This window comes from Pseudomonas sp. EGD-AK9, assembly GCF_000465935.2.
GTDB lineage: Bacteria > Pseudomonadota > Gammaproteobacteria > Pseudomonadales > Pseudomonadaceae > Aquipseudomonas.
Genome location: NZ_AVOF01000163.1, coordinates 12101 through 27565, shown reverse-complemented (window position 1 = coordinate 27565; position 15465 = coordinate 12101). Strand labels below are relative to the sequence as shown.

The 15465-nt window shown below is 66.5% G+C and carries 16 protein-coding genes; 7 read left to right on the top strand and 9 right to left on the bottom strand.

What is annotated here, in order from left to right; genetic code table 11:
• The first annotated feature begins 143 nt into the window (after window positions 1–143).
• Window positions 144–593 (top strand): YaiI/YqxD family protein, encoded by a 450-nt coding sequence (locus N878_RS09210; RefSeq protein ID WP_021443376.1) that lies wholly within the window; start codon window positions 144–146, stop codon window positions 591–593.
• A 110-nt stretch (window positions 594–703) separates the two neighbouring features.
• Here N878_RS09210 and N878_RS09205 read toward each other — a convergent pair whose 3' ends face one another.
• Window positions 704–1171, bottom strand: coding sequence for a thioesterase family protein (locus tag N878_RS09205; protein ID WP_021443375.1), 468 nt, complete (start codon window positions 1169–1171; stop codon window positions 704–706).
• Window positions 1172–1414: 243 nt separating this feature from the next.
• Entirely contained in the window at window positions 1415–2074 is a 660-nt protein-coding gene (gene elbB, locus N878_RS09200; RefSeq protein ID WP_021443374.1) for an isoprenoid biosynthesis glyoxalase ElbB, read from the bottom strand.
• 211 nt (window positions 2075–2285) lie between these two features.
• On the opposite strand from elbB, the gene N878_RS09195 reads away from it, so the two are divergent.
• Window positions 2286–3536 (top strand): sterol desaturase family protein, encoded by a 1251-nt coding sequence (locus N878_RS09195; RefSeq protein ID WP_021443373.1) that lies wholly within the window; start codon window positions 2286–2288, stop codon window positions 3534–3536.
• Here the strand turns inward: N878_RS09195 and N878_RS09190 are convergent.
• Window positions 3504–4058, bottom strand: coding sequence for a DedA family protein (locus tag N878_RS09190; RefSeq protein ID WP_021443372.1), 555 nt, complete (start codon window positions 4056–4058; stop codon window positions 3504–3506). The genes N878_RS09195 and N878_RS09190 overlap by 33 nt on opposite strands.
• 196 nt (window positions 4059–4254) lie before the next feature.
• Between N878_RS09190 and hemB the strand changes: the two genes are divergently transcribed.
• Window positions 4255–5268: a porphobilinogen synthase gene (hemB, locus tag N878_RS09185; RefSeq protein WP_021443371.1), complete on the top strand. Its 1014-nt coding sequence runs from the start codon at window positions 4255–4257 to the stop codon at window positions 5266–5268.
• Window positions 5269–5287: 19 nt separating this feature from the next.
• Window positions 5288–7477, top strand: a complete 2190-nt coding sequence (gene ppk1 / locus N878_RS09180) for a polyphosphate kinase 1 (RefSeq protein WP_021443370.1) — start codon at window positions 5288–5290, stop codon at window positions 7475–7477.
• 116 nt (window positions 7478–7593) lie between these two features.
• On the opposite strand, the gene ppx is transcribed toward ppk1, so the two are convergent.
• The 6 genes from ppx to N878_RS09150 all read right to left on the bottom strand — a co-directional run bounded on the left by ppx (window position 7594) and on the right by N878_RS09150 (window position 12537).
• A complete protein-coding gene (gene ppx / locus N878_RS09175; protein WP_021443369.1) occupies window positions 7594–9096 on the bottom strand; it encodes an exopolyphosphatase in 1503 nt (500 codons plus the stop codon).
• A gap of 86 nt (window positions 9097–9182) precedes the next feature.
• Window positions 9183–9704, bottom strand: coding sequence for an ureidoglycolate lyase (locus N878_RS09170; protein WP_021443368.1), 522 nt, complete (start codon window positions 9702–9704; stop codon window positions 9183–9185).
• Window positions 9701–10432 (bottom strand): amino acid ABC transporter ATP-binding protein, encoded by a 732-nt coding sequence (locus N878_RS09165; RefSeq protein ID WP_021443367.1) that lies wholly within the window; start codon window positions 10430–10432, stop codon window positions 9701–9703. The genes N878_RS09170 and N878_RS09165 overlap by 4 nt, the downstream gene beginning before the upstream one ends.
• Window positions 10419–11069, bottom strand: coding sequence for an amino acid ABC transporter permease (locus N878_RS09160; RefSeq protein WP_177342887.1), 651 nt, complete (start codon window positions 11067–11069; stop codon window positions 10419–10421). Before N878_RS09160 ends, N878_RS09165 begins: the two co-directional genes overlap by 14 nt.
• Window positions 11066–11731: an amino acid ABC transporter permease gene (locus tag N878_RS09155; RefSeq protein WP_021443365.1), complete on the bottom strand. Its 666-nt coding sequence runs from the start codon at window positions 11729–11731 to the stop codon at window positions 11066–11068. Before N878_RS09155 ends, N878_RS09160 begins: the two co-directional genes overlap by 4 nt.
• A 20-nt stretch (window positions 11732–11751) precedes the next feature.
• The gene (locus N878_RS09150) at window positions 11752–12537 is read right to left on the bottom strand and encodes a transporter substrate-binding domain-containing protein (protein WP_021443364.1); all 786 of its coding nucleotides are present in this window, start codon (window positions 12535–12537) and stop codon (window positions 11752–11754) included.
• A 287-nt stretch (window positions 12538–12824) separates the two neighbouring features.
• On the opposite strand from N878_RS09150, the gene N878_RS09145 reads away from it, so the two are divergent.
• The 3 genes from N878_RS09145 (at window position 12825) to rho (ending at window position 15441) form a co-directional block, all read left to right on the top strand.
• A complete protein-coding gene (locus N878_RS09145) occupies window positions 12825–13529 on the top strand; it encodes a FadR/GntR family transcriptional regulator (RefSeq protein WP_021443363.1) in 705 nt (234 codons plus the stop codon).
• Window positions 13530–13623: 94 nt separating this feature from the next.
• Window positions 13624–13950 carry a thioredoxin TrxA gene (trxA, locus tag N878_RS09140; RefSeq protein WP_021443362.1) on the top strand — a complete coding sequence of 109 codons (327 nt, stop codon included), beginning with the start codon at window positions 13624–13626 and terminating at the stop codon, window positions 13948–13950.
• A gap of 231 nt (window positions 13951–14181) precedes the next feature.
• Window positions 14182–15441: a transcription termination factor Rho gene (rho, locus tag N878_RS09135; RefSeq protein ID WP_021443361.1), complete on the top strand. Its 1260-nt coding sequence runs from the start codon at window positions 14182–14184 to the stop codon at window positions 15439–15441.
• Window positions 15442–15465 lie beyond the last annotated feature (24 nt).

The window sequence follows — 15465 nt, the reverse complement described above, 5'->3', positions numbered from 1 at the left end:
AGGGCCAGGCCGATGCCGCGGCTGGCGCCGCAGATCAGCACTTCGGCGGGGGCGGACAGGCGCTGCCAGAACGTCATGGGGTGCTCCTGCTGGTGGGGGCGCAGCTGGCATACTGGCCGCTGGCTTGTTCAGGATAGTGCAGCATGCGCGTGTGGATCGATGCCGACGCCTGCCCTCGGGCGGCGCGGGACCAGGTGGTGAAGTTCGCCCTCAAGCGGGGGTTCGAGGTGGTGCTGGTGGCCGGCCAGGCGGTGGCGCGGCCGAATTTCGCCTGCGTCAAACTGGTCGTGGTGCCCAGCGGCCCGGACGCCGCCGACGATCATCTGGTCGAACACGCCCAGCCCGGCGAGCTGGTGATCTGCAGCGACGTGCCGCTGGCCGACCGCCTGGTGAAGAAGGGCGTGGCGGCGCTCGATCCGCGCGGCCGCGAGTTCGACGAGCGCAACATGGGCGAGCGCCTGGCGGTGCGCAACCTGTTCACCGACCTGCGCGAGCAGGGCCAGGTCGGCGGCGGCCAGGCGCCTTACGCGGAAAAGGATCGGCAGGCCTTCGCCAATGCGCTGGACCGGATCCTGACCCGCTTGAGCCGGTAACTCGTTCCGGATCGCATCCGGGCTACGGACTGCTTCGGCGGGAGGCGCTTTAGCGGCGATCGAGGTGGAGCCAGTCGCGGCTAAAGCCCCTCCCACAATGCTGGACATCGCTACCCACACAGATAGGTGCCGGTGCCCACCGCCACCAGGGTGCCGTCGTCGCTGTGCAGCTCCATGCGCACCACCGCCACCTTGTTACCGGCGCGCAGCGGCACCGCGGTGGCGGTGAAGCGCTGGCCGCGGCCGGGGCGCAGGTAGTCGATGCGCAGGTCGATGGTGCCCAGCTTGGACAGCTTGGCCATGCGCTCGGCGGCCGGCAGGTGCTGGTGGTTGGCGAAGGCGCCGATCAACGCCATGGCGCCACCACAGACGTCGAGCAGCGAGGAGATCACCCCGCCGTGGAGGATGCCGTGGACGAAGTTGCCGATCAGCTCGGGCTTCATCGGCAGGTGCATGGTCACCCGCTCCAGGCTCAGTTCGTCCAGCTCGATGCCGAGCACCTGGTTGAACGGGATGCGCTGGAAGAAACTGGCCACCGCCTGTTGCAGGTCGGGGCTGAGGACGAAGGGCTGGGACATGGCAGGGGCTCCGGGAAATCCTGTCGCCACGCTGCCGCAGCGCGCCAGACTTGGCCAGAGGCAGTGCAGGAGTACCCTGAGCATTGGCCGGATCGGCCTCGGCTGGCAGCCTGTAGGGTGGGTCGGGCGGCGTTCCGCTTTAGCCCACCAATGGGGCTCAATGTGGGCTAAAGCCCACCCTACAGGGCCCGGCTTGGCGTTATCGCCAAGTAAAGCGCAACGCCACCTGCGCGTTCCAACCCGTCAGTGGTGCGCCAGCTCCAGCACCCGGTCGACCAGCTTGTTGATGCCCGACGCCGCCTCGGCGATGGACTGGGCGAGCATGTACGCGGGGGTGGTGACCAGCTTGTGCGCGTGGTCCTCGACGATTTCGCTGACTTCGCATTCATGGTGCTCGGCGCCCATCTGGGTCAGCGCGGCGGCGGTGTCGTGGTCGGTGCCGATGGTGCAGATCACCCCGGCGCCGAAGATCTTCGCCGCCAGGGCCGGGGCGATGCAGATCAGGCCGAGTGGCTTGCCGGCGCTGGCGAAGGCCTTGCACGCGGCCAGCACGTCGGGCTGCACGCTGCAGGCGGCGCCGCTGATGGCGAAGTCGGAGAGGTTCTTCGCCACGCCGAAGCCGCCGGGCAGGATCAGTGCGTCGAAGTCGGCCACGTGCAGCTCCTTGACGTCCTTGATCTTGCCGCGGGCGATGCGCGCGGACTCCACCAGCACGTTGCGCGTCTCGTCCATCTCGTCGCCGCTGTAGTGATCGACCACGTGCAGCTGCGTCACGTTGGGGGCGAAGCACTGCACCGTGGCGCCGCGCTGGTCGAGGCGCAGCAGGGTGATCACGCTTTCATGGATTTCGGCGCCGTCGTAGACGCCGCAGCCGGACAGAATCACTGCGACTTTTTTGTTCATGCTCGACTCCTGGTGAGGGTAAAGGTCGCCCGCGCCGGCACCTGGGTGCGGCGGGCGGCGGCTGTTGCCGATGCGGGGTGGCGGCGAGGCGTGCGCATGCTGTCGTCAAATGCCGCTCAGACTGTCATTTGCCGCCGCGAGCCGCGGCGGTCCGAGGACTAGGATGAATAACAGACTAGCCCCAAGACAAGCACAACGATACGGCTCGGCCATGAATTACGTCCTCTATGCGGTGCCCTTCTTCTTTCTCCTGATCGGCCTCGAACTGCTCGCCGATCGCTGGCGCGGCATGCGCAGCTATCGCCTGGCCGATGCCGTCAGCAGCCTCAGCACCGGGGTGCTGTCGCAGGCCACCGGGCTGCTGACCAAGGCGGTCGGCCTGCTCACCTACACCTTCGCCTGGCAACAGCTGGCGTTGTTCGAGCTTTCCGCCGATAGCCTGTTGGTGTGGCTGCTGGCCTTCGTCTTCTACGACTTCTGCTACTACTGGAACCATCGCCTGGGCCACGAACGCAACGTGCTCTGGGCGGCCCATGCGGTGCACCACCAGAGCGAGGACTACAACCTCTCCACCGCGCTGCGCCAAACCAGCACCGGCTTCGTCTTCGGCTGGCTGTTCTACCTGCCGATGGCGGTGGCCGGCGTGCCGCCGCTGGTGTTCCTCACGGTGGCGGCGCTCAACCTGCTCTATCAGTTCTGGGTGCATACCCGGCACATTCCCAAGCTGGGCTGGTTCGAGTGGCTGTTCATCACGCCCTCCAACCACCGCGTGCATCATGCGCAGAACCCTGTGTACATGGATCGCAATTACGGCGGCGTGTTCATTGTCTGGGATCGAATGTTCGCCACCTTCCAGGAGGAGCTGGACGACGAACCGGTGATCTTCGGCGTGACCACGCCGCTGGCCAGCTGGAATCCGCTATGGGCCAATCTGCAGGTGTATGCCGGGCTGTGGCGCGATGCTCGGCGCGCGGCGTCCTGGTGGGACCGCTTGCGCATCTGGTTTATGCCCACTGGCTGGCGCCCGGCCGATGTGGCGGCGCGCTACCCGCAGGAGAAGCCGGACCTGAGCCGCTTTCGCCAGTTCGAGGTGACGCTGGGGCGCGGTGCGCAGCTCTATGCCTTGCTGCAGTTCGTCTGCTACCTGCTGGCCGGGGTGTGGCTGCTGGCGCGGGGCGATTCGTTGGCAGTGGGCGGCGTGCTGCTGGCGTGCCTGTGGCTGGGCCTGGGTCTGTCCAGCATCGGCCTGTGGCTGGAGAATCGCGCTGGCGCCGTGCGCCTGGAGTGCCTGCGGCTGGGCTTGAATCTGCCGGCGTTCTGGCTTGCCGAGGTGCTCGGCCTGCTGAGCATGGACCTGGCCGCCTGGTGCGGGTTGGCCGTCTACAGCCTGGCCAGCCTGCTGGCAATGTGGCTGGCGCGCTCGCGCGGCTCAGCCACTGCGGCCCTGGCGCCGCCGGTATAGCCAGGTCAGCGTCAGCAGCAGGGCCAGGCCGCCGAGCAGGTACAGCTGGTAGCGGCGCAGCTCGTCGAGCAGGCCCTCCATGGCGTGGCCCAGGCTGTAGGCCAGCAGGCTCAGACCGCCGGCCCAGAGCCCGGCGCCGATGGCGTCGAGCAGCAGGTAGCGGCGCCAGGAGTAGCCGGACAGGCCGATGGCCAGCGGCATCACCGTGCGCAGCCCGTAGAGGAAGCGAAAGCCCAGCACCCACAGGTCCGGATGACGCCTGAGCAGGGCGCTGGCGCGCTCGCCCAGCGGTTGCCAGCGCGGGCGCCGGGCGAGTAGCGCGCGGCCGTGACGGCGGCCGAGGTGGAACCACAGCTGGTCGCTGGCGAAGGTGCCGAGGAAGGCGCACAGCGCCACCCATTCGATCTGCAGCAGGTCGCGCACCGCCAGGTAGGCGGCCAGCAGCAGCGATACCTCGCCTTCGAGGAAGGTGCCGAGGATCAGCGCCGGGTAGCCGAACTGGCGGATCAGGTCGTGCAGCATGGACGGTCTGCGCCTATGGGAAAGGCGCTCAGCCTACTCCTGCCGCGGTGCGCCCGAAAAGCGCCGGCGCATGCCACAATGCCCGGCAAAGCGTGCGACCCGCCGTCGCATCCGGTCATCCAGCTGTCATCATTTGGTCATAATGGCCGCTTATAACCGTCACACTGGCCCGCCCGTGCGGGCTCTGGAGTCTGCCGTGAGCGTTACCCCCGCCAATCGCCTGTTCCCCGCCACCCGCCTGCGCCGCAACCGCCGCGACGAATTCTCCCGCCGCCTGGTGCGCGAGCATCGCCTGAGCGTCGACGACCTGATCCTGCCGGTGTTCGTCCTCGACGGCGACAACCGCCGCGAGGTCGTGCCGTCGATGCCGGGCGTCGAGCGGCTGTCTATCGACCTGCTGCTGCAAGAGGCCGAGCACTGGGTGGCGCTGGGCATTCCGGCGCTGGCGCTGTTCCCGGTCACGCCGCTGGAGAAGAAGTCGCTCGATGGCGCCGAGGCCTGGAACCCGGACGGCATCGCCCAGCGTGCGATTCGCGCCCTGCGGGCGAAATTCCCCGAGCTGGGGGTGATCAGCGATGTGGCCCTGGACCCCTTCACCACCCACGGCCAGGACGGCATCCTCGACGAGTCCGGCTACGTGCAGAACGACATCACCGTCGATGCGCTGGTCAAGCAGGCGCTGTCGCACGCCGAGGCCGGCGCCCAGGTGGTCGCCCCCTCGGACATGATGGACGGCCGCGTGCAGGCGATCCGCGAGGCGCTGGAGCTGGCCGATCACCCCAACGTGCGCATCATGGCCTACTCGGCCAAGTACGCCAGCGCCTACTACGGCCCGTTCCGCGACGCGGTGGGCTCGGCCGCCAACCTCGGCAAGGGCAACAAGCTCGGCTACCAGATGGACCCGGCCAACGGCGACGAGGCCCTGCACGAAGTGGCCGCCGACCTGGCCGAAGGCGCCGACATGGTCATGGTCAAGCCCGGCATGCCCTACCTGGACATCCTCTGGCGGGTGAAGGATGCCTACAAGGTGCCGACCTTCGTCTACCAGGTCAGCGGCGAGTACGCCATGCACATGGCGGCGATCGAGAACGGCTGGCTGTCCGAGGCGGTCATACTGGAATCGCTGACCGCCTTCAAACGCGCCGGCGCCGATGGCATCCTCACCTACTTCGCCGTACGTGCGGCAGAACTCTTGCAACAGGGGCGCTGACGCCCCCAGGAACCCAGCAATGAACACCGAAGGACTCAGTAGCGAATTGCTCGACGCACCCCTGGTGCCGGCGGAGGTGACGGTCGATCCGCCCGCGGTGGAAAGCCCGCCGCCGGCACCGGTGGCGGTGCCCAGCCTGGACGACAGCAGCCTGTACATCCACCGCGAGCTGTCGCAGCTGCAATTCAATATCCGCGTGCTGGAGCAGGCGCTGGACGAGTCCTACCCGCTGCTGGAGCGGCTGAAGTTCCTCTTGATCTTCTCCAGCAACCTCGACGAGTTCTTCGAGATTCGCGTCGCCGGCCTGAAGAAGCAGATCAACTTCGCCCGCGAGCAGGCCGGCGCCGACGGCCTGCAGCCGCACCAGGCGCTGGCGCGCATCAGCGAGCTGGTGCACGAACAGGTCGAGCGGCAGTACGCCATCCTCAACGACACGCTGTTCCCGGCCCTGGCCAAGCACAATATCAACTTCATCCGCCGGCGCTTCTGGACCACCAAGCTCAAGGCCTGGGTGCGGCGTTATTTCCGCGACGAGATCGCGCCGATCATCACCCCCATCGGCCTCGACCCGACCCACCCCTTCCCGCTGCTGGTGAACAAGAGCCTGAACTTCATCGTCGAGCTGGAAGGCGTCGATGCCTTCGGTCGCGATTCCGGTCTGGCGATCATCCCGGCGCCGCGTCTGCTGCCGCGGATCATCCGCGTGCCCGAGGAGGTCGGTGGTGCCGGCGACAACTACGTGTTCCTCTCCTCGATGATCCATGCCCACGCCGACGACCTGTTCCAGGGCATGAAGGTCAAGGGTTGCTACCAGTTCCGCCTGACCCGCAACGCCGACCTGTCGGTGGACACCGAGGACGTCGAGGACCTGGCCCGCGCCCTGCGCGGCGAGCTGTTTTCCCGCCGCTACGGCGATGCGGTGCGCCTGGAGGTGGTCGACACCTGCCCGAAGCACCTGCGCGACCACCTGCTCAAGCAGTTCGGCCTGACCGAGCACGAGCTGTACCAGGTCAACGGCCCGGTCAACCTGACCCGGCTGTTCAGCATCACCGGCCTGGACAGCCACCCGGAGCTGCAGTACACGCCGTTCACCCCGGTGATCCCCAAACTGCTGCAGAACGCCGAGAACATCTTCAGCGTGGTCAGCAAGCAGGACATCCTCCTGCTGCACCCCTTCGAGTCCTTCACCCCGGTGGTCGATCTGCTGCGCCAGGCCGCCAAGGACCCGCACGTGCTGGCGATCAAGCAGACCCTGTACCGCTCCGGGGCCAACTCGGAGATAGTCGATGCCCTGGTGGAAGCGGCGCGCAACGGCAAGGAGGTCACCGCGGTGATCGAGCTGCGCGCGCGCTTCGACGAGGAGTCCAACCTGCAGCTGGCCAGCCGCCTGCAGCAGGCCGGCGCGGTGGTGATCTACGGCGTGGTCGGCTTCAAGACCCACGCCAAGATGATGCTGATCCTGCGCCGCGAGAACGGCGAGATCGTCCGCTACGCCCACCTCGGCACCGGCAACTACCACGCCGGCAACGCCCGCCTGTACACCGACTACAGCCTGCTGACCGCCGACGTGGCGCTGGGTGAGGACGTGGCCAAGCTGTTCAGCCAGCTGATCGGCATGGGCAAGACCCTGCGCATGAAGAAGCTGCTGCACGCGCCCTTCACCCTGAAGAAGACCCTGCTCGACCTGATCGCCAAGGAAACCGCGGCGGCCGCCGAGGGCAAGCCGGCGCAGATCATCGCCAAGTTCAACTCGCTGACCGACCCCAAGGTGATCCGCGCGCTGTACAAGGCCAGCCAGACCGGGGTGAAGATCGACCTGGTGGTGCGCGGCATGTGCTGCCTGCGCCCGGGCATCGCCGGGGTGTCGCACAACATCCAGGTGCGCTCGATCATCGGCCGCTTCCTCGAGCACACCCGGGTGTTCTACTTCCTCAACGGTGGCGACGAGAAGATCTACCTGTCCAGCGCCGACTGGATGGAGCGCAACCTCGACAAGCGCGTCGAGACCTGCTTCCCGGTGGAGGGCAAGAAGCTGATCCTGCGGGTGAAGAAGGAGCTGGAGGCCTACCTGACCGACAACACCCAGGCCTGGGTGCTGCAGCCCGACGGCCGCTACCAGCGTCTGCAGCCCACCGGCAACCAGAACCCGCGCAGCGCCCAGTCCGGCCTGCTGGAGAAGCTCACCGCACCGCTGATCAGTGCTCGATAAAGAAGGCCGCAGGCCGGGAGAGGGCTTCGTGGCCCTGTTTCACTGTTTGTGACCCTCTCCCCCAGCCCCTCTCCCGTAAACGGGAGAGGGGTGACGAATCCCGCTGGCTCAAGTGATCAGCTGACGCTCAGGTCCAGGTCGATGCGCTTGAGCCAGGCCGCTTCGGCCTCGAAGTCGGCCTGGGTCAGCGGGTTGGCCGCCAGCCAGCCGTCGGGGAAGTGAATTTCCAGGCTGTTGTCGCCGGCCTTGAGCTGCACCTGCGGCATGTCCTGGCTGCCGCGGATATGGTGGAAGAGGATGGCGAAGCGCAGCAGCACGCACAGGCGCATCAGCTTGACGCCTTCCTCGCCGAACTCGGCGAACTTGTCCTTGGGGATGTTGCGCCGGTGGCCGCGCACCAGCAGGGCGAGCATCTGCTGATCCTGGCGGGAGAAGCCGGACAGGTCGGAGTGCTCGATCAGGTAGGCGCCGTGCTTGTGGTACTGGTAGTGGGCGATGTCCAGGCCCACCTCGTGCACCTTGGCGCCCCAGCTCAGCAGTTCGCGGTGCCAGTCGTCGTTCAGGCCCCAGTCGTCGGCCACCTTGTCCAGCGCCGAGAGCGCCTTGGCCTCGACCCGTGCGGCCTGATCCACATCGACGTGGTAGCGCTCCATAAAGGCCGACAGGGTGCGTTCGCGCACGTCCTCGTGCTGGTGACGACCGAGCAGGTCGTAGAGCACGCCTTCGCGCAGCGCGCCTTCGGAGTGGCTCATGCGCTGGATCTCGCAGGCGTCGAAGATCGCCTCGAGGATCGCCAGGCCGGCGGGGAAGATGCTGCGCCGGTCCGGCTTGATGCCGTCGAGTTCGAGCTTGTCCACCTCGCCCAGCTTGAACACCTTGCGCTTGAGCCAGGCCAGGCCCTCGGCGTTGACCTCGCCGTTGCCCAGGCCGGCGCCCTTGATGGTCAGGCCGATGGCCTTGATGGTGCCGGAAGCGCCGACGGCGTCCTCCCAGCCGAGCCGGCGCAGGCCCTGCTCGATGCCCATCAGTTCCAGGCGCGCCGCGGTATAGGCCTGGGCGTAGCGCGCCGGGGTGATCTTGCCGTCCTTGAAATAGCGTTGGGTGTAGCTGACGCAGCCCATCTGCAGGCTCTCGCGCAGCAGCGGCTCGAAGCGCTGGCCGATGATGAACTCGGTGCTGCCGCCGCCGATATCGGCGACCAGGCGCCTGCCGGGGGTGTCGGCGATGCTGTGCGACACGCCGAGGTAGATCAGCCGCGCTTCCTCGCGGCCGGAGACCACCTCCACCTGGTGGCCGAGAATCTCCTCGGCGCGACGGATGAACACCGCGCGGTTGCGCGCCTCGCGCAGGGCGTTGGTGCCGACGATGCGCACCGCGCCTTCCGGCAGGCTGGCGGTGAGCTGGGCGAAGCGGCGCAGGCAGTCGAGCCCGCGTTGCATGGCTTCTTCGCTGAGCTGGCGCTCGTCGTCGATGCCGGCGGCCAGCTGCACCTTGTCGCCGAGGCGCTCGAGGATGCGGATCTCGCCATGGTCGGCCTTGGCCAGCACCATATGGAAGCTGTTCGAGCCCAGGTCGATGGCGGCGATCAGGGGATAACTCTCGGCGGGGGCTTGGGGCATGGTGGCGGCATCTCGGTCGATATCCGCGCCATCGTGCCACGACTGAGCGGATGAGCCAACGCATACGGATGTCGCATGAAACTGGTCTAGACCGCTGGCGCCCCGAGCGCCAGCGCCAGCAAGGGCTGCCGCAGGCACTGCTCGTCGCAGTTGGACCCGGCGCCGCCGCGATCCACCACCAGGAAGCGCCCGGGGCGCTCCAGGCACAGCAGCGGGTGGTGCCAGGTGCCGCGGGCATAGTTGACGCCCTGATCCGGTGCGCTGACGAAGGCGCGGATCTTCGACTCGTCCAGCGCGCCGGGCGGGGCGACGACGATCAGCATGCGCGCGCCGTCCACCGGGTAGAAGGCCTGGCTGCCCAGCGGGTGGCGTTCGAGCATGCGGATCTCGATGGGCGCGTGCCAGGCCTGGCCCTCGAACAGGCTCAGCAGCACCCGTGATGCGCTCCCGGCCGCCTCGATGCGGGCCAGGTCGTGGTAGCGGGTGGTGGTGCCGGCGTTGATCGCAAAGGATGTGGCGCCGGCCGCTTCGATCACCTCGCCGAAGGCGGCGAAGGCTTCGCGGCTCAGCGGCTCGATGCGCAGCGCCAGGGGCGCCGGCGCGTTCACAGGTTCACCGAGCCGATAAAGTTGCGCAGCTCCTCGGTCTGCGGCGCGGCGAACAGCGCCTTGGGGTCGCCGATCTCGTGCACCTTGCCCTGGTGCATGAACACCAGCTTGTCGCCGACCTCGCGGGCAAAACGCATCTCGTGGGTGACCATGATCAGGGTCATGCCCTCGCTGGCCAGCTGCTTGACCACCGCCAACACTTCGTTGACCAGCTCGGGGTCGAGCGCCGAGGTGATCTCGTCGCACAGCAGCAGCTTCGGCGACATCGCCAGGGCGCGGGCGATGGCCACGCGCTGCTGCTGGCCGCCGGACAGGCGCTCGGGGTAGGCGTCGAACTTCTCCGCCAGGCCGACCCGTTCGAGCATCCGCCGCGCGACTTGCTCGGCTTCGGCGCGCGGGATCTTCTTCACCACCTGCGGCGCCAGCATGACGTTCTCGCCGACCGTCAGGTGGGGAAACAGGTTGAACTGCTGGAACACCATGCCGACCTTCTGCCGCAGGCTGCGCAGGTCGGCGCGGGCGGCGTCGATGTAGTCGCCGTCGACTTCGATCACGCCGTCGTTGATCGATTCCAGGCCGTTCAGGGTGCGCAGGAAGGTGCTCTTGCCCGAGCCGCTGCGCCCGATGATGGCGACCACTTCGCCTTCCTCGACCGCCAGGTCGATGCCCTTGAGCACGTGGTTGTCGCCGTAATACTTGTGCAGGGCGGTGACGTTAAGCAGTGACATTCAGCCTCCTTTCCAGGCGGTATGCGGCGAGCGAGAGCGGGTAGCAGAGCAGGAAGTAGCCGAGGGCGACGAAGCCGTAGACCATGAAGGGCTCGAAGGTGGCGTTGGCCAGCATGCTGCCGGTCTTGGTCAGCTCGGTGAAGCCGATGATCGAGGTCACCGCGGTGCCCTTGACCACCTGCACCGAGAAGCCCACGGTGGGCGCCACGGCGATGCGCAGCGCCTGCGGCAGCACCACATGGCGCAAGGTTTCCAGGCGGCTCATGGCCAGGCTCTCGGCGGCCTCCCACTGGCCGCGGCCGATGGCCTCGACGCAGCCGCGCCAGATCTCGGCGAGAAAGGCGCTGGTGAACAGGGTCAGGGCGCAGGCGGCGGCCAGCCAGGGCGACACGTCGATGCCGAGCAGGGCGATGCCGAAGAACACCAGGAACAGCTGCATCAGCAGCGGCGTGCCCTGGAACAGTTCGATATAGCCCTTGGCCAACAAGCGCGGCACCCGTAGCGGGGCGATACGCGCCAGCAGCACCAGCAGGCCGGCGATGCCGCCGCAGACGAAGGCCACCAGCGACAGCAACAGCGTCCACTGCAGGCCGGTGAGCAGGTTGCGCAGAATGTCCCAGAGGGTGAAGTCCATCAGCGCTCTCCCATGACGAAGCGCCGGCCGATCCAGGCCAGCAGCTGGCGAATCAGGATGGCCATGAGCAGGTACAGCGCGGTGGTCAGCAGGTAGGTCTCGAAGGCGCGGAAGTTGCGCGACTGGATGAAGTTGGCGGCGAACGACAGCTCCTCGGTGGAGATCTGCGAGCACACCGCCGAACCCAGCATGACGATGATGATCTGGCTCGACAGCGCCGGCCATACCTTGCCCAGCGCCGGGCGCAGCACCACGTGGCGAAAGCTCTCGAAGCGGCTCATGGCCAGTGCCGCCGCGGCTTCCAGCTGGCCGTGGGGAATGGCCTGGATGCCGGCGCGGATGATCTCGGTAGAGTAGGCGCCGAGGTTGATCACCATGGCCAGCACCGCGGCTTCCCATTCGCTCAGGCGTACGCCGAGCGAGGGCAGGCCGAAGAAGATGAAGAACAGCTGGACGATGAAGGGCGTGTTGCGGATCAGCTCCACGTAGACGCCGAACAGGCGGTCGAACGGACGGATGCGCCAGGCGCGCAGTATCGCCCCGACTATGCCCAGGCCGACGCCGAGCACTGTGCCGACGGCGGTCAGGCCGAGGGTGAAGGCCGCGCCCTGCAGCAGCAGGTCGGCCTGCTGCAGGACGGCGGCGAAGTCGAATTGGTAGGCCATGGCTCAGCGCTCCGCGCGGCTCAGAGGCCGGCCGGCAGCGGCTGCTTCAGCCACTTCTGGCTGATCGCCTCGAGGCTGCCGTCGGCCTTGGCGGCGGCGATGACGGCATTGACCTTGTCCAGCAACGCGGCCTGGTTCTTGTTCACGCCGACGTAGACCGGCGAGTCCTTGAGCTTGAGTTTCATGCTCGGAATGCGCTTGGGATTGCGTTCGGCGATGGCCACCATCACCACGTTGCCGCTGGCGATCAGCTCGACCTGGCCGGACAGGTAGGCGGCGATGGTCGAGTTGTTGTCCTCGAAGCGCTTGATGGTGGCGTCTTGCGGCGCGACCTTGCTCAGTTCGATGTCCTCGATGGAGCCGCGGGTGACGCTGATGGTCTTGCCGGCCAGGTCGTCGAGGCTGGCGATGGCGGCGTCTTCCGGGCCGAACACGCCGAGGTAGAAGGGCGCATAGGCGGCGGAGAAGTCGATCACCGCTTCACGCTCGGGGTTCTTGCCCAGGCTGGAGATCACCAGGTCGACCTTGCCGGTGGTGAGAAAGGGAATGCGGTTGGTGCTGTTGACCGGGGTCAGCTCCAGCTTCACCGCCAGCTTGTCGGCCAAGAGCTGCGCGGTGTCGATATCCAGGCCGCGCGGCTGCAGGTCCGGGCCGACCGAGCCGAACGGCGGGAAGTCCTGCGGCACGGCGACTTTCAGCACGCCGGCCTTGCTGATGTCGTCGAGCGCATCGGCGTGAACGGTGCTGGCGCCGAAGGCCAGGGCGGCGAACAGGGTACCCAGCAGGGTGCGGTGAAATGTGCGCATGTCGAACTCCCGATGAATAAACGAAAACTGCAGCGTTTTGCCTGGCTCGTGCAGTGCATTGCCTGTGCCAAATTCAATGAAATCAGGGCTTGCATCGCTGCAGGCGAGTGGAAACAAGGTCTTACTGGTCTGAACAGTTGGCGTAGCTGACCAGTTGGTCAGGGAGGGGCCTGTGCCATCTCGGTGCGTTCGCGCGGAGTGCTGTTCCACAAGGGGGCGTCGCTTGCCTGGAGTGGGCGTCTGGCCGTACAAAGGCGGCTTCACTGGACTGACCGGCCCGAACAGTCATGCACGCCACCGCTCCCCGCGCCGTACCCGAATACGCCCTGCAGGCGATCCGTCAGCTGATCGAGAGCGAGGGCTACCGCCCGGGCGATGCGCTGCCGTCGCAGCGCGACCTGGCCGAGCGCCTGGGCGTCAGCCGTGCGTCATTGCGCGAGGCGTTGTCGTCGCTCAGCGCGCTGGGCCTGGTCAGCGTGCAGGCCGGCAAGGGCGTGTTCGTCCAGGAGCCAGCCAAGGGCGAGGCGGCCGGCGCTTTCGTCTGGCCCTTCGCCGCGCAGGTGTCGGCGGCCGATACCTTCCAGCTGCGCTTCGCCCTGGAGGGCTTCGCCTGCGGCCTGGCGGCCGGGGTGCTGACCGCGCAGGAGCTGGATCTGCTCGAAGACAACGTCGAGCAGATGCGCCGCGAGCTGCGCGCCGGCGACTTCGAACGGGCGGCGCGGCTGGATTTCGAGTTCCACCAGCGCATCCTCGCCGCCAGCGGCAACCAGGCGATGTTCGCCCTGGTGGCCTCCAGCGCCGAGATTTTCCTGGAGAGCCAGAAGCTGCCGTTCATCCGCCCGGAGCGGGCCATGGAAACCTGGCAGGAGCACCGCAAGATCCTCAAGGCCCTGGCCCGGCATGCCGCAGGCCCGGCGCAGAAGGCCATGCAGCAGCACATTCGCGCCGCCGCGCTGCGCACTGGAATAGCCTTCATCACGCTTGGTGATTGAAACTATTGAGTGGCTCAATCGCCAGTGCCTTTCGGTGTCAGGCAAGCCGGGCTATGATGGCGCCACTTTTTGCTTCCGATCACGGAGACTCCCCATGAGCGAATTCATCACCAACGTCAGCGATGCCAGCTTCGACCAGGACGTCCTCCAGGCCGAGGGTCCGGTTCTGGTCGACTACTGGGCTGAGTGGTGCGGCCCGTGCAAGATGATCGCGCCGGTGCTCGACGAGATCGCCAAGGACTACCAGGGCAAGCTCAAGGTGTGCAAGCTGAACATCGACGAGAATCAGGAAACCCCGCCGAAGTTCGGCGTACGCGGCATCCCGACCCTGATGCTGTTCAAGAACGGCAACGTCGAGGCGACCAAGGTCGGCGCGCTGTCCAAGTCGCAACTGGCGGCCTTCCTCGACAGCAATATCTGAGTTTCGTCGCTCGTGAAGAAGCCCCGCCTGGTGCGGGGTTTTTTCGTTTTCGGGCTAGACGCTGATTTTTCACGGTGTTAAATTCGGCCTCGCTGCATTTCCTATGCAGCCCTCTGCATGCCGTCGCCGACTCATTCCTATACGAACTCGTTCGCGATCCTGTCGCCTTCCCTGCGGCGCGGCCTCTCAAGCTAACAGCTTTCTTCTCCTCTCGATGATCACGTCATTCCTATGAATCTGACCGAACTCAAGCAAAAGCCGATTGCCGAACTGCTGGACATGGCCGAACAGATGGGCCTGGAAAACATGGCCCGTTCGCGCAAGCAGGACATCATCTTCGCCCTGCTGAAAAAGCATGCCAAAAGCGGCGAGGAAATTTCCGGTGACGGCGTGCTGGAGATTCTCCAGGACGGTTTCGGCTTCCTCCGTAGCGCCGACTCCTCCTACCTGGCCGGCCCCGACGATATCTACGTCTCGCCCAGCCAGATCCGCCGTTTCAACCTGCGTACCGGTGACACCATCGTCGGCAAGATCCGTCCGCCGAAGGAAGGCGAGCGTTATTTCGCCCTGCTCAAGGTCGACAGCATCAACTTCGACCGTCCGGAGAACGCCAAGAACAAGATCCTGTTCGAGAACCTGACGCCGCTGTTTCCGACCAAGCGCCTGACCATGGAGGCCGGCAACGGCTCCACCGAGGACATCACCGGCCGGGTGATCGACCTCTGCGCGCCGATCGGCAAGGGCCAGCGCGGCCTGATCGTCGCCCCGCCGAAGGCGGGCAAGACCATCATGCTGCAGAACATCGCCTCGAACATCACCCGCAACAACCCCGAGTGCCACCTGATCGTTCTGCTGATCGACGAGCGCCCGGAAGAAGTGACCGAAATGCAGCGCACCGTGCGCGGCGAAGTGGTCGCCTCCACCTTCGACGAACCACCGACCCGCCACGTGCAGGTCGCCGAGATGGTGATCGAGAAGGCCAAGCGCCTGGTCGAGCACAAGAAGGACGTGGTCATCCTGCTCGACTCCATCACCCGCCTGGCGCGCGCCTACAACACCGTCATCCCCAGCTCCGGCAAGGTACTCACCGGTGGTGTCGATGCCCATGCCCTGGAGAAGCCCAAGCGCTTCTTCGGCGCCGCGCGCAACATCGAGGAGGGCGGCTCGCTGACCATCATCGCCACCGCGCTGGTGGAAACCGGCTCGAAGATGGACGAGGTGATCTACGAGGAATTCAAGGGCACCGGCAACATGGAGCTGATCCTCGACCGCCGCGTCTCCGAGAAGCGCGTGTTCCCGGCGATCAACATCAACAAGTCCGGCACCCGTCGCGAAGAGCTGCTGACCGGCGAGGAAGAGCTGTCGCGCATGTGGATCCTGCGCAAGCTGCTGCACCCGATGGACGAAATCGCCGCCATCGAGTTCCTCATCGACAAGCTGAAAGCGACCAAGACCAACGACGAGTTCTTCCTGTCGATGAAGCGCAAGTAAGCGTCGCGTCTTGTCACCAGGCCG